This is a genomic window from Paenibacillus arenosi (assembly GCF_014841135.1).
GTDB lineage: Bacteria > Bacillota > Bacilli > Paenibacillales > Paenibacillaceae > Paenibacillus_B > Paenibacillus_B arenosi.
In genome coordinates, this window is sequence record NZ_JACYTN010000001.1 from 662,675 (window position 1) to 680,377 (window position 17,703).

A 17,703-nucleotide genomic window follows, 5' to 3' on the forward strand; every position below is an offset into this window, starting at 1 on the left:
ATGATGAGCAGAGGGTAAGGGTTATCATTTTTTGATGAACTAGGGGATAAGCCATCTGATTTTATTGGGGCCAAGTGTTCTAAGCACTTGGTCTTTTATTACTTGTTTAATGCGGCTGTGAAAGGTATGTAGCATCGTCCTTTTGAATACTTCGTAGATGAGTATCAAGGAGTGCTTTAAATGAAATTCGCAAATATCTCGATGATTGAGTATTTGCGAATTTCATAGATTAATAGTTAGGTGAAATGCCGAAGATAAATAATCAATATTCATATAAGTTCTAAGAAATTAAAAATTAATAGCTACTGAAGAGGATACGTTTTAATGAAAAATATAAAGAGAAAAGTATGGATAGAAGCGGAGCAGTGGGCAGAGGGAGAGTGGGATATTGAAGATGTAAATACAGATGTGATTGTGGTTTTTTCAAATCGAATGAAATGGATAGCAAGTTTTTTTACATATAAGAACATTCAAACAATAAGAGAAAATAACAGGAAGACAGGAGAATGTTTGAATGGGTCCTATTACTGGTCAAGTGATATGGTACTAATTGATATTGGGAGCAGTGAAAGAATACACGAAGTAATCAACTATTTAATAGAGTCAGAAGAGTTTGAAAATGTATTTACTAGGTATCCGGATGTTGAAATTGAAGATGAGGAGTATTATCCTAAAGGCTTTTTTGTAAAGAACTAGGCATAATTACTTGTAAGTAACTCAGGTAGCACTTCGACTAACATAGCATTCACGCATCGGGCATTTTCCCCTCGGCCTCAGAGGATGATTCGGAGAAGCAACTGTTAGGACACATCAGATATTTGTCAGACGTCGTGAATACAAAAACGTTAGCTGAAACCGTCGAATTGCTGGATAAGACTAATCATCAAACCTCATTTATAACAGTTCAATACCAATCGAACAGCTAGTTAAGTTCAATAGTATAGAAAACACAATCAAAGAAATATAACTGAGTGTGGGGTTAATATGATTACTGAAGATAGAATTAGAATTTTAATGAATTTATTGATAGAAAAACTCAAAGAAGAAGAAATACAAGAGATATATGAGTACTTAAACCATAACGAATGGGGAATAGCTTATGAGAATTTAGTATCAATCACATTGAGTAGAAAAATCATTATTAACGAGTATATTTTTAAATATCTTATAAAACTTAGGAATGACATGAAAATTGAAATTAATGAAAACGAAATGATTCAACTTAAACAATTGATAAATAAACAATAGGGATATTCTGATAGCATTTCAAGAAGTCGACGGCATCAGCTAACATTATATCCACGCATCGTAGCCTGGCGGCTCCTCGGTCCGTCCGAAGGGGATTGGCAGGGGAGTGTAAGTGTAATCAGGCGGACACATCCGCACCGACTTAAGGCTGCTGGTGCAGCCATAAGTCGGTGGGACGTCGCGGATATCGTAACGTTATATGCAATCGTGGTCAAAAACTATTTAAGAGGGGATTTCGCATGGGGGTAGGATTTACTGCACTTCTACATTTTTCTAAGGATTTAGATTATCAAAAGTTTGCAAACGATATAGGAAACAACAATTTGTTTCCTCAATTAAATCTGATAAATAATGAATATAAGAATTTGAATGCAAAATTGAGTGTCTTTGATAATAAGTATATAACTTTGGATTATGGTACGGTTGACTTATCTTTCAACGAATACAACGTTGCTTGTATCAGGATAGATCGATATTGGAGTCATTTTCTTTCTCATAATGAAACCAGATTGCTACTCAAGGGAATATGTTTTGAGATTGCAAAATATTTTAACCAGGATAGAGTCGTATATCTACCAGATCATTGGGGATTAGATTATGTATTTAGCGAATATTGCATAGAAGAAATTATTGAATCTCTAAATAAACGATTTGGTAATCCACCAAATGAAATTGAGTCAATTTATAAAGAGTTCGAAGAACATATAGAAACAGATGGGTATTATATAGAGATATTTAATAGCTAATCGAAGATGAACACGACAGCATATAACACAGCATTCACGCATCGGGCATACGCCCTCGGTCTGGAGTATGATTCGGAGAAGTAGTTGCTGCGGACACATCCGACATGTGTTGGACGTCTTGAATCCAAGAATGTTATGCGACATTCTTTTATGAGGTGAAGTAAATTGAAGAATACTATAATCCGTGATATTAGATTATTTGAAGAAAAAACTCGAAGTTCTTTTCCAAGCTATATTGGAGAGATTTATTCTATTGACAAATCAATTCATTTTCTAAGTGACAGATATTCAAGAAAACTAAGAGAATTAGAATTTGTCACTAGAGACTTTCATCATTTATATATTGTACTAACACCATTTTTGGCTGAGGGAGAGATTGAAGAATCGGCAAATAGACCTGAAAAATGGATGAAACTTTACTATATTGGAGTTTCACCTGATCTATTTAATTTAAAATCCAAAGAAGATAAAGAGAACAATATAATTGAAATTATTACTAACGTGTTAAAGTCAATCGCTATCTCAGAAGATCAACTTTGTATTGTTGATAAAGTTTTCAAGAAATTAGTAAAACTGAGAAGTAATATAGATATCATTCATCTAACTAAGGATACTAAGAAATACACAATAATTATTAGTTATCAAATAAGACCAGAAAACAAAATATCTCGAGCATCTATTGAATGTTTGGAGAAAACAACAGGAATTAAGAGGAAATCAATTCTTATTCAACTTAAGAGGTATGAAGATATTTTTTATTTGGTATCAACTATTTCCGAATCAAATCGAATTATTATTCTAAAGCCAAGAAATTCGGAAATAGCTAATTTTCATATTAAATCTTACGAAACACCATTGAAAATAAATATTGATGAAATGCCAATTGTCTAAGTTCCTCTTTGAAGAAGGACGTCGTGAACACAAGAACGTTAACTGAAGCCCCTAAAGACAATAAAGATATTTGAAACCAATTAAAAGATTGATTACCTGTGGTAAAAGTGATCGTATAGTTAATACGATAAGTAACTCAGTTAGCATTAACATGGGTATGGAGCCTGGGGCAGATATTATGGATTTAAAACCGCAAAATAAGCAGAAAAAACGAAAAATTGAATTTTATTTAAGAACATGATTTTTAAACCGAATGAATCACTAGCTCATAAATAAATGTAAAGAATTCAAAAAGATATTATTAGATGTAAGGACATGTAGAGAATTTACCATATTCACGCATCGGGCATTCGCCCATGGTCCGAGAAGAGGATTCGAAAAAGTAGATGCTGCGGACACATCCGACTGTGTCAGACGTCATGAATCCAAGAACGTTAGATGAAATATACGTGAGGAGGAATAGAATGGGTGTAAACTTCACCGCACTTTTTGAACATTGTATTAAAGTAGAAGAATTACGTGATCTCCCCATGTATTTAAATAATCAAAAAAAATTCAAATATTTTTATAGTGTGGCGAGTACTTACGATGACACAAAAATAGACGACTGGAAATGGCCAGAAGATATTATAAGAAATAGGACTGTTGAGGAAGAGTTTCTAGAAGAAGGATTTGTTAGTATGGGTGGACCAGGCGGATTTACATTTTATTTAGGCAAACATTTGTGCGAACTTCGTTCGTATGTACGATGGGGGAATTTTCTAGAAGAAGAAACTATACAGAATCACTTTCGTAAAATTTGTTTTGAATTTTCATATATATTTGGAAATCCACTATATGCTCCAGATCTTTTTTGTTTAGATTCTTATTTATTTGATGGAGAAACAATAGTTGAAGTTAGAGAATATTTGGCTAGGAAATATGGCGGGCCGTCAAAAACAATTAAGGATATGTATACAAATTATAAGTTGAATCAAGAATATAATAATTATTTTATAGAAGACTTCAAAGATATAATCTAGATATTTTGAAGAAGTCGTATACTTCATCTAACATCATATTCTCGCATCGAGCATACGCCCTCGGTCCCAGAAGTGGATACAATGAAGTAGTTTGTGTGGACACATCCGACATTTATCGGACGTCGTGAATACGGCAATGTTAATGTGAAACCTGTGCAAAACTTGAGTATAGGAGAAAACAATGAATCAATTCGCCCAAATTACAAGACCAATTAAAAGAACATACAAATTTATAATTTCATTTTTTAAATCAAACTGGGAGTTACAAGACTACCCAATTGAATTTCGACAACAACAAGTACTTGATCTATCAGAGTCTAATCTCACGATGTATCCTTGGGAAGCAAGAATAATTAATTGGTACTGGATGAATGGAGATGGACAATCTAAAGAGGAAGCTTATTTAAAGCTAAAAGAACAATTTGATAAACATAAATTAGAGGGGAATAAACTTCCTAGACCTGGTCAGAAGGTTCAATTAACTTTTGCGAGTGTTGATCGAATGGATCAATACGAGATTGAAGCAGTTCATTTCTTTAAGGAAGTACTTGAAATGGATTATTATGAAATGTTTGTGAGTGATAAAAGTTCTATGTATGATTTTTGTTGGACAGACGAGATGTTAAACGAGAAATATGAGAAAATTTCAGTAATATATGGAGTTGAAATAGAAGACATAGAAGGCTTATTAATCGTAGATATTTTACAGCGAATTCGAGAAGGCAAAGGCATCACATAACATAATACTCACGAATTGGGCATTCCTCCTCGGTCCGGCACAAGATATTGGCAGTGAGGCAGGGCAGCGGGACATTCCCAACAACATCGGAAGTCGAGAATGCAACAACGTTATGAGAAATCAATGAATTGGATTAAAAGGCAGCTAAAAATAAAAATGCACACAAGAAGGAGAAAAACATGGATGAATTTACAAAAACAAAAGTGAAGAAAATAATGGATGAGTATATAAGGGGTAAAATTCCGAAACATTAGGAGATAAGCTTATAAAAGGGAAGTTTAAAACCCATAAATAATAACACTGCGAAATAATGAAGGTGTATAATGTAAGTAACAATGAAATTCGTGAGGTGAAGTTCAATGAGTATTAAAGGTGAAGTAATCAAACTTATACAGGATCTTCCTGAGGATGTGACAATGGAGGATATTTTATACAAATTACATGTCAGGGCAAGAATAGAGGAGGGATTGTGTGAATTAAATGAAGGTAAGGGCATACCGCATAATGAAGCAATGGAGCAAATCTCTAAATGGCTAAGTTAACTTGGTCGCCAAGGTCCCTGAGTGACTTGGAATTAATTTATGAGTATATAAAGCTTGACTCAGAAGAAAATGCCAGCTACTTTATTAAACAATTAATAACTTCGACTATAGATATTACTGAATTTCCTTTCTCAGGAAGAATGGTGGCCGAATTTAAGGAAAACAGAATTCGCGAAAAAATTTATAAGAATTACAGAATAATATATAGGATAAGCACAGATGAAGTAGAAGTAGTGACGGTATTGCATCAATCTAGAAGGCTTACTAAATGATTTAGAACATCATGAATTTCTTAATGAAATCTATGATGTTTTTTTTGTGGAGAAATTCAAGCATGCTTCGGATAACAATGCATTCAATCATCGGGCACGCGACACTGGTTCCAAGAGTGGATTCAGATGAGTAGTTGCTGTGGAAACCATCCGACTTCGTCGGACATTATGAATACACGAACGTTAGGTGGAACTAATCGAGATATTTTATAAAACTAAGGGGAGTAAGAGATAATGAAAACCACTAGGATCAAAAGCGTGATGCTGATCGTAGGAGTTTTAATGGTCGTGGTCGGTATCGTTTGCTATAATTTGAGGTTGTATCTGCCTGAAGTTCCCGTTGAAGGAGTGAGCAGAAAGCAAGCATATGAAGTGATTTTCAATAAACATAATTCTTTTCAGTTTTTAACAAATAAAAGTGGTTATAACTGGTATGTTTATCAAGGCAATCAGGAAGGGGGTAAAACGGAACTCATCAAACAATTTAATACATTGGGTTTTAATTTTGTTGAACAACTAGGTTCGGGTTACATATTTATGAGAGACAAAGCGGCAGAGCAGATAATTGTGGAATCGCAGATGTGGACTGGGAAGTACATTATTTATCAATTGCCTAATGAAGTGAAGTTTTAACTTGCGAGTCATTGTAAAGTTACATCTGCACCATCTAATCTCATAGAGCAGCTCACTAGCGCTTACATAAAGTATTTGGACGCTGTGAACATGAAAATGTTATATGACCTATCAATAAATCCAATTTCTCATTCCTCGTACTAGGACTTCTCGTTATTGTCAACAATTATTACAAAGTATCATTTTTGAAATAATAAAGTAGCACTTGATTTGAACAATATAGAAGATGAACAGGTAGTAAATTTGTACATGAGGAGATAAAAGGATGACAAATAACAAATTACTAAGAATGGACAATGTCGGCATCGTTGTAGAATCCCTTGATAATGCAATCTCTTTCTTCGAGGAGATTGGCTTGGTCCTCGAAGGGAGAGCCAATGTCGAAGGGGAATGGGCTGGTCGCGTAACCGGACTAGGTTCTCAGTGTGTAGAAATTGCTATGATGGTGACCCCAGATGGCCACAGCCGAATTGAGCTTTCGAGATTTCTCACACCAGCTACTATATCAGATCACCGGAATGCCCCTGTAAACTCTCTCGGCTATCTGCGCGTCATGTTTGCAGTTCAAGACATTGATGAAATGGTATCTAGACTCAGTAAGCATGGTGCTCAGATCGTTGGTGAAGTGGTTCAGTATAAGGACTCTTATCGGCTCTGTTACATTCGTGGAGTCGAAGGAATTCTAATTGGTTTGGCGGAGAAAATAAGTAAGTAACGGCTGATAAAAAAGCCTATACTTAAGAGAGCTCCGGACACATTCAGTTTTGTCGGATGTCGTGAATACGGGAACGTTAGGCGAAATAACCAGTAACATGAGTCGAGAGGAGATAATCAATGAAGTATCAAATAATAGTCTTAGATTTAGACGGGACACTTCTCAACTCAAACAAAGAAATCTCAACACGAAATTTTAACGCCATAATGGCATGTTCAGATCTAGGTATGAAATTTATTTTTGCAACAGCACGACCACCTAGGGCAGTCAGGTCAATTATTAATGAAGAACTAAATAAAATTGGTTCATTTATATATTACAATGGTGCCTACATTAATTGTAAGCATACTGGAATTATGGCTCATGCTCCAATTGAAGTTGAAGTTACAGCTGAGGTGCTGGATTATTGTTTAAATAGTTATCCTGATCTCGATATAAGTGTAGAAGTAAAAGATGAATGGTTGAGTTTAAGAGACCACGATTACACAACACTTATGAAAGTCAAAAAAAATCCTATCGTCAAGCCACTTGAAGAACTGAAAAGGCTAGAGGCATCAAAAATATTGTTCTCAGGGACTATTGATTTGGTTGCATTCCAAGAGAAGTTTAAGAAGAAATTAAACATTTTAATAACAGACAATGGAAATTTAATTCAAGTTTCATCACTAAGAGCTTCTAAGGAAAATGCAGTAGCAGCTCTATGTAAATCAATGAATATTTCGCTCGATAAAGTTATGGTGTTTGGTGATGATTCTAATGATATTGGATTATTTACTATTTGTGGTTGGCCAGTTGCGATGGGGAATGCAATAGATGAGTTGAAATTAAAGTCTAAAGAAATAACAGAAACAAATGATAAAGATGGAGTAGCGGTAATTTTAGAAAGGCTTTGTCGGACGTCGTGATTAAAAGAATGTTATAAGAGATCGATGATAGAAGGAGTAGTGAACCCAAATAACAATGAAGTAATAGCAATAGAAATGGCGACAGTATTGCATTAATCTAGGAGGCATACTAAATAATTATTAATTTTGGAGCATCATGAATTTCTTAGTGAAATCTATGATGTTTTTTTGTGAAGGAATTCATATGCTTCGGATAATACAGCATTCATGCATTGGGCATTTGCGTTCGATCCTAGAAGTGAATTTAAGGAAGTATTTGCACAGGACAAATTCGTTTTTGTCCCACATTATGTATCAAAGAACGTTATACGGCCTGCTCTCAAAATGCTGGTTGAAAGGACTTAATTACAATGAACAATTCTTGGTCCGTTTGTATTTCAGGAGATTATGATCTAAATTTTCTTATGTTTGTAGGTAGTGCACATGGTCTATTAACAGAAGGATTCGGAGGGGCTGTTTGGCCTACTGGTCAATTTTTACATGCTGGGCGAAGTAATGAAAAATTAAAAGAGCAATGGATAGAGCTATGGAATCAAATCATCTATAAAAAGGGCATTCTGAAAAGAGAAAATCAAAAGTATCTAATTTTAGATCCTCCTAAGTTTTCAATGATTAGAGAAGAAGAGGTGAAGGCTGTACTAATAAATATGTGGCCATCATTTATAAGTTGGTGGAATATGCCTGCAGGCGGTCAAATTGCATTGCATTATTGGGAAGCTAAACCAGATATAATAGCTTTTGTGGAAGAATTCGAGAGTCAAGTCGGAAGTGAGATTAAACCATTTAAGCTAGATATCGATTTAGTATATACAGGTTTAAGAGAACCCATTGAGGTAAATCAACAATTTATACTAATGCCAATTAAAGCTGAGTATTTGTTGGAGAAGAATTGGTGGATTAAGAGATTTAATGATCATTATTGAGTGAGCACACCACACTATATAGCAGAACATGATTTTACTGGAGAAAAGTTAGACATTGTGAAGATTATTAATTTGCGAATGAAATATTTTTGAACAACAAGAACGGTATCAAAAACCAGTGTGAAAGGGATTAAAGTAGAACATGAACAAGAAATATGAAATCAAGTTACCTAAACTTGTGTATGTCCAAGTGGCTATTTCTATTTTATTTATTCCATTATTATTACTAATCATGCGAAAAGATGATTTATTGTCTGTTATTTTTTCAATTTTATTATTGTTAGCTATCTTGATACAAATAGTAGTACTTTTGAAGAGGATCTTAGGTCTAAGAAAAAATAATGAACTAGAATTCGCAGAAAATAAAATTAAGATTAATCATACCGAAATACCAGTACAAAAAATCGAAAAAATAATAATTGAAGGTTATTTTGTACAAAGTATCGCTATCAAGCTATATGGAAGTAAATTAGTTTCGATAGATTTACATTTCAGATTTAAGAATAACGAAGAGATTCATATAGAAGAATTAAAACAATGGGCAAAAATGAACAGGATAAAAGTAACTAGTGGGAAAATATTTAGATGGATATAAGGAGAAATTTTATATGATACTTGAAGTAGCTGTGCTACATATTAAGCCTGAATTGATTAATAGTTTTGAACCAGCTTTCCGTAGAGCTTCACAAATAATTTCAAAAATGAAGGGCTATATAAACCATGAATTACAGAAATGTATGGAAGAAAATAATAAATATATTTTATTAGTAAGATGGGAAACTCTCGAAGACCATACAAAGGGTTTTAGAGAATCCGAGGAATATAAAGAATGGAAAGAGATACTACACCACTTTTATGAACCATTTCCGATCGTAGAGCATTATACGAATATTCAGTTAGATGTGGATTAATTCTGTAAAGATAAGCCTGGTTGCCCCAGCGCTTTGCAGCTTAAGCTTGATGGGTACGTAGATACTATTACGTTAGATTAAACCAATCTTAAGGAGTGTATATCTATGAGAAATTTTCCAACTCTTGAAACTGAAAGACTTATACTTCGAGAATTACGAACTGAGGATGCAGTCGATGTATTTCATTATTTTTCAAAAGATGAAGTGACACAGTTTTATGATTTGGAAAGCTTCACAGAAGTAAAGCAAGCTGAAAATCTAATTACAAATTGGAATAATAGGTATAATAATCAACAAGGTATTCGATGGGGAATAGCACTTAAAACGGATAATCGAATCATAGGAACTTGTGGTTATCATAATTGGTCTAGCATTCATTATAGAGCGGAAATCGGATATGAGTTGTCTCCTGAGTATTGGCGCCAAGGAATCATGTTCGAGGCTTTAAGCAAAGTTATAAGTTATGGTTTTGATGAGCTTGAATTAAATCGAATTGGAGCGCTAGTATATCCACATAACGTTGGTTCAAGGAATCTCTTGATAAGTTCAGGCTTTAGTGAGGAAGGAATACTTAAAGACTATTATGTAAAGAAGGATCGGTTTATTGATGCTGTGATTTTTTCAATTATAAACAAGAACAAAAGACAATGAATTTTAGAAGAGTCCCATTTAGTGTAGATCACGCTTTGGGTCATTCGGGTCTCGGTCACCTGAAGGATTTTGAGGAAGTGAGCCTCAGTAGACACATCTGAAAGACTTAAAATAAAGATTTCTTAGGAGAGTTGATATGATATATCTTTTCATATCGTTAGTTTTAACTTTTTCGTACAAGCTCGTAGAAGTGGCTATTGGAATGACTCCTTACAGGAGTATTAGTAAATACACTGTATTATTATGGGCTCTAATAATTGGATTGCTCATCCCTCTATTTAATAATAACTATATTTATAATATGCCGCTTCATTATGATAAAGCGATATCGATTTTTAGTCTGCTGATTGTCATTAATGTGATCGCAGCACGATTTTCTGGCTATAACCCAACTGGGAAGTACAACATTATTAATTTTGCTATAACATATCCGGTGGTAGAAGAGATAATCTTTAGAGGGTTGATATTACCGAACATTGAACCTCTCTTTGGTAGTAATACATTATTGGAAGTATTGTATATGCCAGTAACGATTCCCGTAATCATTACTGCTATACTTTTCGCGATCTGTCATTTACAGTACTACAAATTATCAGCACAAAGTATGCGATTCATGATATTAGCATTTTTAGGTGGAATACTGTTGGGAGCTATAACAGTGATGACAAAATCAATTTTGTTATCACTAATATTACATATTGTATTTAATTCATTTTCAATTCTCTTTTCAAAGAAAATAATAAAGATTTAGAATGTGAAAGTTCAGTTAACGAACAATACTTAAAGCAGGGGAGGTTAGCAGGTTGAATAAGCAAAGTGTTTATAAAACAAACGCCCCAGCCTATGATAAGTGCTATCTATGGCTGAGGCGTTTCGTGAATAAATAACCATAACTGATATATATATGATGAAAAGGGAGTGATTTAATGAAAAAAATAATCGTTGTTATTATCAGTGCCCTGTTATTTTTAAGCGGAATAATATCAATTACAGGCAACAAAGCATATGCATGCAGTTGTGCTGGTGGAAGTACAAAAGAAATACTAGAACGATCTTCAGTTGTTTTTGAAGGTGAAGTAATAAAAAAGGGCGGCACAAAGCAATCTCAATTCCATGGACTAAGAGAGTATACATTTAAAGTAAATACAGTATGGAAAGGTAATCAATCCAATAAAGTAACGATTTACGCTTTTGATGGCAACGAGGCTTCTTGTGGAATAGGGTTTAAAAAAGGTGAATCGTATCTCGTTTTTTCATATCAAGAGGAAGAGTTATTACAAACGAATTACTGTAGTGGAAACCTACCTATTTCCGAAGCTGAAAACATAATAAAAGAATTAGGTTCTGGAACGACAATAATCCAGTCTGATCTGGAATCAAGCTCAAAAAATTGGATGATTTATTCTACAGTTGTTATTGCTGCGGTAATAATTATTTCCGTAACGATGATACGATTTTGGAAATATAAGAAGAAAAAAATTTTGTAAGCTAGTCAGGACGGAATGAATAACTGTTATATTTATGATTCGGGGCATTTGTATATGAATTTTACAGAATTATAACCGAGTGAGGATGGAGCAAACTATTTATTATAACGGAGCCTACTCATACTGCACACTACATAAAGGAGGACTAAATTGTTATGAGGATCAGATCAGTATCTTTGGGGATTGTTAGAAGAGATGAAAATATTTTAGTCCAAGTGATTAATTTCCTGGGGATCAGTACAACCTTTTATCGTCCCATCGGCGGAACTATAGAGTTCGGTGAAAATAGCAAGCAAACTTTAATACGAGAATTTAGAGAAGAACTGAATCAAGAAATTGAAGAACCTAGATTGATTTCTGTTATTGAAAACATTTTTGGCACTGCAGATGATATGGGACATGAAATTGATTTTATATACGAAGTAAATATGAGAGAGAAGTCATTATACGAACTTGAAGAAATTGAGGGAGTTGAAGGAAGCAATAATTACAAAGCCCAATGGAAACCTATAAGTTATTTCAAAACTGATGATGTGAAGTTAGTTCCAGATGGATTATTGGATTTACTTCTAGAAGAAAATAACCAATATACAAGCACAATCAAACATGTAAGAACTAACTGATGATGCTGGCAGTTTATCTGTGAAAAGAGAGCGTCGTATTTGCAATGAGGGCTTCACATTTGGTGCGCATGAAGATATAAATTCCTAGATACAAGAGATCATAGTGCGAAATTCGTCAAATACGAAAGGAAAGTAAATGAGAAACGTATACTCAAGACTATTACAGGTAGAGAATTACCTAGACGAAGAAACAGTGGATTTTTTCATTATTAAAGACGGGGACACAGTGTATGACAATTCTTATAGTATACCTACAGCAATAGTTACAAGAATGATATGCATTGGACAAGGATACGGACTTAAGTACTCTTCTTTAATTGATGTGTATGGAGATTTGAAATTGAACTTCCAACAACTAGATTGGTTTAAAGAGGAACTAATTTTCATTCTCGAATTAGTAAATGATGAAGCATTAAAACATTACATAAGTTCCTTGATTGAACTGATTTCAATTTGTCTACATGATCCCCGAAAACAAACAGGTATAGAGGTTATTGGAAATTAATCCATGAGGACGTACAAAATAAAATGATAATAACGATAAAGAGATATGAAGTAACTCTTGGTAAAAAGATTTATAAAGTGATTACAACAGCAGAACCAATACCAGATTTGTTTGTTCTTAAAACCAATACATGTGGAGGAATAATATTAGGAAATGAGACTAGTTTAAATATACTGGAAAAAATGTTCTTGCTGTCTTCCATGACAAAAGACAGTCTCGTTTATTTTAATACAAGAAGTACTGAATTGACTGATTACTTGTTGGAGAGATGGTCGATTAAAGATAAAGGAAATGATCTTGTTTTATTACATCATTCGATTCAGTTTAAAACAAATGATTGGAAAGAAATTAGAAATCTAATTAGAAAAGAAAAAGACTTTAAAATAGAACAATATGACTTTAACGATGATTTCGATAGAAAAAGCAATCTGGGGAAGTACTGGTACCGGGAACACAAAGATTATTTAGATATTACGGAGAATTATGAAACATTATTTTTAATAGGTAGTCAACATGTGTTTGAAAATATATCTAGTGATGCAAATTCAATAAAACATGAAGGAAGAGACGTATATCTACAATATCCGGGATATCATGCACATGAACACATTGATTACTACGAAAGAAGAAAATACACAAAGAATTTTCAATTAACAGGATGGTCACTTTGCTTAGATTTTTATGATAGACAGCTATGGGGGAGATAAACTTTTCAACATCATGTTCACGCCTCCGGCCTTTTGGTTCTCACTACATTAGAAGAGACAGGTAGAGTTGTTACTGTAGCGGACACATCCGTGCTGACCAACTACATTGCACTGGCTGCTGTCAAACTTTAAGTCGGTGGAATGTTATGAATATCGATATGTTATACGATATAGTTGATGAATGATGGAGAAGAAATAATGAATAAAAAGTTAGATCAAATTTGTATCTCAACAACATTCATGCTACCTGCTCTAACGGAAACTAAATCTACGTATAAGATTTTGAAGGTACTTAAAGGAAGATAGTACAATATGGAAAGAAGGGTGAGGAATGATTTTTTCATTTAGTGTGATTGTCGTTCAATTGTTTTGGCTGGCTATGATGGGTGTTTCCATTTATTTTTTGATATTACTTATTAGGCTTGCTCGAAGAGGAATCGTAGCGCTAGATATTTATATAAAAAACAACAAATAACATTGTCGAGACCGAAGATAGTGAGGCTTGTGAACAACGAAGACCTTATGTGGAAAGAGTCAATGCTTTTATCATATCAATTTCCATTACAGAGGTGATAAAGTGATCATTATGATTAATGGAGCTTATGGTTCTGGGAAGACTTCGGCAGCCAATATGCTCCAGCCATTGATAGAAAACAGCATGATATACGACCCTGAAGAAATAGGTTATATGCTTCGCAACCTCATCCCGGAAGTTGTTAGGCAAGTGGATGAACGGACGGATGATTTTCAAGATATGGAACTATGGAGAATACTAACGGTAAAGACGGTTAAAGAAGTAAAGCAGAAGTACAATAAACACTTAATCGTACCTATGACCATCTATAAGGAACAATATTTTAAGTACATTTACAACGGGTTTAAAGAAATAGATGAAGATTTGCATCATTTTTGTCTATTAGCTTCAGAAGAGACTATATATGAGCGATTAGCCAAACGTGGAGATGTACTTGGAGGCTGGCAGTATCAACAAACGCCTAGATGTGTTAAAGCTCTGCAAGACAACAACTTCCAATTACATATTACAACGGATAAACTTGAGACTAGTGAAGTAATAGAAGTAATCATCGGAAAAATAAACAAGGACAGCAGAAGGAGGCAATTATGAAAAAACAAAAGTTCATGTTAGTTGTGATGTGCCTTTCTACAATTGTATTATTGACGGCATGCTCGAATGTTGATAAGAATGAGCTTAAAGATGAAGTTACGACTAGTCATGAAGAACAAAAAAATGTAAATAACACGGATTTTAAGAGTGCCAGTGCAAATAAACATGCGCTTGAAGATGAGATTAAGCCGGTTGATGAAAAACAAGACACAGGAACCAATACGTACTTTGGAAACTGGAAGATTAGTAAAGTAGCAGGATATGCACCGATTTATGTTGATACAGATGAGAGCACTAATATTGGTAAAAAAGCTTCCTATTCAGCACAATTAGCGCGATTTGACGACACTGAGATAAAGAATCCAATATATACGGAAAAGAAATATTCAAAATCGAAGTTCTTTGAAGGTTATAGAATTCAGTTGAGCGATATTGGTATTGATGATGAAGAGGTACGGATAATTGAAATAGTAGACGGGTCACGTATAGACTCAGCATTAATTATAAAAAATGAGCAAGCTTTGATATTTGGGTGGAATGGAATATTTTACGAGCTAAACAAGGAGTGAGTAAGTATATTCAAGATAAGAAGGTGAATGTCAGTGAAAAATAAAAAATCAGTAGTTATTGAAGAATACAATGAAGAATGGCCAAAAGCATTCCATATAATTGAATCCATTTTATCAAAAAAACTTAATGATCTTGCCTTACGAATTGAGCACGTTGGAAGTACATCGGTCCCGAGGCTTGCAGCCAAGCCAATCATAGATGTTGATGTAGTAATTGAATCTATGGAGCATTTACCAGAGGTAATTAAAAAGCTAGATGAACTAGGATATGTTCATGAAGGTGATTTGGGCATTAAGAATAGAGAAGCATTTGCAAGAAAGGATGGTTATGTGCCTTACAGTAATGAAGGGATGGTAAAGCAAGAACATCATCTATATGTATGTAATAGAGAGAGTGAAGAACTAAAAAGACATATCTTGTTTCGAGAGATATTAAGAAAGTATCCTTTATTGGTTACTGAGTATACAAATGTAAAGAACCAACTGTCCCATACATTCAGAAACAATCGAACAGCATATACGGAAGGAAAGACAGAATTTATTACGCGGATCATGAATGAGTACAAAGATAGTTTGTGAAATAATCGTACTTTTATAAAGTAGGTGAATGCAACATGTATATACAAAGGTATATCATAGAGCCAGTCACACTTCACACCTAATTCTTTCGAATTCGTAGATCCAACATGTTTAGGAAAGGATGAAATGAATGAGTGTTAACAATCCTATAGGCGAATATGATTTTGTGATCCAGTCAAAAGATAGTAAATCAAAAATTATATTTACTTTCGTAGAACTCGAAGTGGAGCATCTTTCTTCAATAAATTATATTGTGAACATAATAGATCGTGGTTTCTCTGGCGAGGTAGATGTTTGGATTGAGCAAGAAGTGTTGAATGATTTTATTGAGAAATTTAAAGAAGCCAATAATAAGCGAGCAGAGGTATTAAATCTAAGATCAATGTCTCCAGAGGAGATGGAAGTCAGGTTTATTAGTCAAAAAAATGGCCGTTGTGAGATCGCTTATTCAGTCAAGAGATCTGGATATTCGGAGAATACATTTGTTGAAACCCTATTAAAGGGTGCCTTCGAAATGGATAGTGAGTTCTTACATCTGCTAGAAGAGAAAATGAAAGAAATAAATAAAATGTTGAGGGTGTGATAACTATCTCTTTAAGTGACGATGAACTTATGCAAATTCAAGCAAAAACTTTGTATTTACTTGATGGCAATAAAATTGTAGGAATTAATGATCCTGGGCAGCAAGCAAACGTGCCATTAGTCTTTTTCGGAAGAACCAGAAACTCAATCTTTACATACTTTAGAACTGACTTACCTCAATCTCTAAAAGATGAAATTGATCAGCAGATCCGAACTGATCTTAATATCATAGCGCTATGTAATATATTGCGTACATATAAGCAGCTTAAGCGTATTTGGATGGGGCCTGCTTATATGGTTCCTAAGCTGCCATCATTTATGAACCAGGATATTTGTATAATCACGGAATCAAATCGACATTATTTAAATAGATATTTCAATGATGTTAACGAACAATATGAACATAAAAGTCCAATTATCGCATTTATCGATAACGGACACGCAGTGTCGGTTTGTTGCAGTGCCCGAAAATCCAACCAAGCGATAGAAGCGAGTTTATTTACGCTTGAGCAGCATAGGGGAAAAGGGATTGCACCTAATTTGGTAGCAATATGGAGTATGCAAGTAAGAAATCTTGGTTACATTCCACTTTACAGTACGTCATGGGATAATCTACATTCACAAAGAGTTGCTCAAAAACTAGGCTTAATTCAATACGGAATAGATGTGAATATAACTGGTGAATGAGTAATAAGATTCAATTGGTTAATTTCCAATAAATCATTTTATCCGTGAGATTTACTCGTTGCATTCCTAATTTCTCAAGAACTTTAATAGATGGATGATTGTCTACAGCACATTCAGCTATCACATGTTTCACTTACTAGTTGAAAACGCCCAATTTACTAAGGCTTTAACACTCTCTGTTGCATAGCCATTATTTCGAGCTTCCGGCATGAAACCATAACCCACTTCAACAGTCTCCTTAACGGGTTTGCCTTTAAACCCAATATCACCAATTACTTCATTGGCATCTTTACTTATAACTAACCATACACCCCAACCTAATAAATCAGGATCAGTAATTAATTGTTCTATGTATAATTGAATATGCTTTTTATTGTTCATATAGTATGCGAAGATAGGAGTATGACTATGGACTATATCAATGGGGACTAATTCTAGTCGCTCTGAATGGATTTTCAATGATATCACTCCATTTTAAGTTCGGTAAATACATAATAACAGTTATAGAAAGATGGTATGGACTGTCAACAGTGAATCAGACAACTTTTTTAAGGGCCTCTGCTTTGTACTGAACTGGCGTCATGTAGCCTAGTGTGCCATGAACACGATGTTTATTAAACCAGTTTACATAATCATATAA

25 protein-coding genes and 1 pseudogene are annotated in these 17,703 nt (G+C 34.2%); 24 read left to right on the top strand and 2 right to left on the bottom strand.

Annotation, left to right across the window (positions count from 1 at the left end; translation table 11 throughout):
* The first annotated feature begins 324 nt into the window (after positions 1–324).
* From IFO66_RS02895 to IFO66_RS03010, 24 genes are all read left to right on the top strand, one after another.
* Positions 325–696, top strand: a complete 372-nt coding sequence (locus IFO66_RS02895; RefSeq protein ID WP_192023655.1) for a hypothetical protein — start codon at positions 325–327, stop codon at positions 694–696.
* A 288-nt stretch (positions 697–984) separates the two neighbouring features.
* Complete coding sequence (locus tag IFO66_RS02900; protein ID WP_192023656.1) at positions 985–1,248, top strand: MafI family immunity protein; 264 nt, start codon at positions 985–987, stop codon at positions 1,246–1,248.
* Between the two features lie 239 nt (positions 1,249–1,487).
* Positions 1,488–1,994, top strand: coding sequence for a hypothetical protein (locus IFO66_RS02905; RefSeq protein ID WP_192023657.1), 507 nt, complete (start codon positions 1,488–1,490; stop codon positions 1,992–1,994).
* 165 nt (positions 1,995–2,159) lie between these two features.
* Entirely contained in the window at positions 2,160–2,885 is a 726-nt protein-coding gene (locus IFO66_RS02910) for a hypothetical protein (protein ID WP_192023658.1), read from the top strand.
* A gap of 464 nt (positions 2,886–3,349) precedes the next feature.
* Positions 3,350–3,907, top strand: a complete 558-nt coding sequence (locus tag IFO66_RS02915; RefSeq protein ID WP_192023659.1) for a hypothetical protein — start codon at positions 3,350–3,352, stop codon at positions 3,905–3,907.
* A gap of 181 nt (positions 3,908–4,088) precedes the next feature.
* A complete protein-coding gene (locus tag IFO66_RS02920) occupies positions 4,089–4,646 on the top strand; it encodes a hypothetical protein (protein ID WP_192023660.1) in 558 nt (185 codons plus the stop codon).
* Positions 4,647–5,005: 359 nt separating this feature from the next.
* Positions 5,006–5,188, top strand: a complete 183-nt coding sequence (locus tag IFO66_RS02925; protein WP_192023661.1) for a hypothetical protein — start codon at positions 5,006–5,008, stop codon at positions 5,186–5,188.
* Positions 5,176–5,460, top strand: coding sequence for a type II toxin-antitoxin system RelE/ParE family toxin (locus IFO66_RS02930; RefSeq protein WP_192023662.1), 285 nt, complete (start codon positions 5,176–5,178; stop codon positions 5,458–5,460). The genes IFO66_RS02925 and IFO66_RS02930 overlap by 13 nt, the downstream gene beginning before the upstream one ends.
* 234 nt (positions 5,461–5,694) lie before the next feature.
* Entirely contained in the window at positions 5,695–6,093 is a 399-nt protein-coding gene (locus IFO66_RS02935; protein ID WP_192023663.1) for a hypothetical protein, read from the top strand.
* A gap of 265 nt (positions 6,094–6,358) precedes the next feature.
* Positions 6,359–6,808, top strand: coding sequence for a VOC family protein (locus tag IFO66_RS02940; protein ID WP_192023664.1), 450 nt, complete (start codon positions 6,359–6,361; stop codon positions 6,806–6,808).
* 119 nt (positions 6,809–6,927) lie between these two features.
* A complete protein-coding gene (locus IFO66_RS02945; RefSeq protein ID WP_192023665.1) occupies positions 6,928–7,713 on the top strand; it encodes an HAD family hydrolase in 786 nt (261 codons plus the stop codon).
* A 350-nt stretch (positions 7,714–8,063) separates the two neighbouring features.
* Positions 8,064–8,636, top strand: coding sequence for a hypothetical protein (locus IFO66_RS02950; RefSeq protein WP_192023666.1), 573 nt, complete (start codon positions 8,064–8,066; stop codon positions 8,634–8,636).
* A 142-nt stretch (positions 8,637–8,778) separates the two neighbouring features.
* On the top strand, positions 8,779–9,231 hold the full coding sequence (locus IFO66_RS02955; RefSeq protein WP_192023667.1) for a hypothetical protein: 453 nt from the start codon (positions 8,779–8,781) through the stop codon (positions 9,229–9,231).
* Between the two features lie 13 nt (positions 9,232–9,244).
* The gene (locus tag IFO66_RS02960; protein WP_192023668.1) at positions 9,245–9,547 is read left to right on the top strand and encodes an antibiotic biosynthesis monooxygenase family protein; all 303 of its coding nucleotides are present in this window, start codon (positions 9,245–9,247) and stop codon (positions 9,545–9,547) included.
* Positions 9,548–9,652: 105 nt separating this feature from the next.
* A complete protein-coding gene (locus IFO66_RS02965) occupies positions 9,653–10,198 on the top strand; it encodes a GNAT family N-acetyltransferase (RefSeq protein ID WP_192023669.1) in 546 nt (181 codons plus the stop codon).
* A gap of 301 nt (positions 10,199–10,499) precedes the next feature.
* Positions 10,500–10,949 carry a CPBP family intramembrane glutamic endopeptidase gene (locus IFO66_RS02970; RefSeq protein WP_225445471.1) on the top strand — a complete coding sequence of 150 codons (450 nt, stop codon included), beginning with the start codon at positions 10,500–10,502 and terminating at the stop codon, positions 10,947–10,949.
* 175 nt (positions 10,950–11,124) lie between these two features.
* Positions 11,125–11,685 (top strand): hypothetical protein, encoded by a 561-nt coding sequence (locus tag IFO66_RS02975; RefSeq protein ID WP_192023670.1) that lies wholly within the window; start codon positions 11,125–11,127, stop codon positions 11,683–11,685.
* A 155-nt stretch (positions 11,686–11,840) separates the two neighbouring features.
* The gene (locus IFO66_RS02980) at positions 11,841–12,308 is read left to right on the top strand and encodes an NUDIX hydrolase (protein WP_192023671.1); all 468 of its coding nucleotides are present in this window, start codon (positions 11,841–11,843) and stop codon (positions 12,306–12,308) included.
* Between the two features lie 528 nt (positions 12,309–12,836).
* Positions 12,837–13,520, top strand: coding sequence for a hypothetical protein (locus IFO66_RS02985; protein WP_192023672.1), 684 nt, complete (start codon positions 12,837–12,839; stop codon positions 13,518–13,520).
* Between the two features lie 586 nt (positions 13,521–14,106).
* A complete protein-coding gene (locus IFO66_RS02990; RefSeq protein ID WP_225445472.1) occupies positions 14,107–14,646 on the top strand; it encodes an AAA family ATPase in 540 nt (179 codons plus the stop codon).
* Entirely contained in the window at positions 14,643–15,215 is a 573-nt protein-coding gene (locus IFO66_RS02995; RefSeq protein WP_192023674.1) for a hypothetical protein, read from the top strand. The genes IFO66_RS02990 and IFO66_RS02995 overlap by 4 nt, the downstream gene beginning before the upstream one ends.
* Before the next feature lie 33 nt (positions 15,216–15,248).
* Positions 15,249–15,794: a GrpB family protein gene (locus tag IFO66_RS03000; protein WP_337912556.1), complete on the top strand. Its 546-nt coding sequence runs from the start codon at positions 15,249–15,251 to the stop codon at positions 15,792–15,794.
* Positions 15,795–15,924: 130 nt separating this feature from the next.
* Complete coding sequence (locus tag IFO66_RS03005; protein WP_192023676.1) at positions 15,925–16,377, top strand: hypothetical protein; 453 nt, start codon at positions 15,925–15,927, stop codon at positions 16,375–16,377.
* Between the two features lie 29 nt (positions 16,378–16,406).
* The gene (locus IFO66_RS03010) at positions 16,407–17,063 is read left to right on the top strand and encodes a GNAT family N-acetyltransferase (RefSeq protein ID WP_192023677.1); all 657 of its coding nucleotides are present in this window, start codon (positions 16,407–16,409) and stop codon (positions 17,061–17,063) included.
* Positions 17,064–17,073: 10 nt separating this feature from the next.
* Here the strand turns inward: IFO66_RS03010 and IFO66_RS03015 are convergent.
* A pseudogene (locus IFO66_RS03015) lies at positions 17,074–17,522 on the bottom strand (GNAT family N-acetyltransferase).
* A gap of 76 nt (positions 17,523–17,598) precedes the next feature.
* On the bottom strand, positions 17,599–17,703 hold a 105-nt coding region (locus IFO66_RS24290), incomplete at its 5' end, for an IS3 family transposase (protein WP_192023678.1).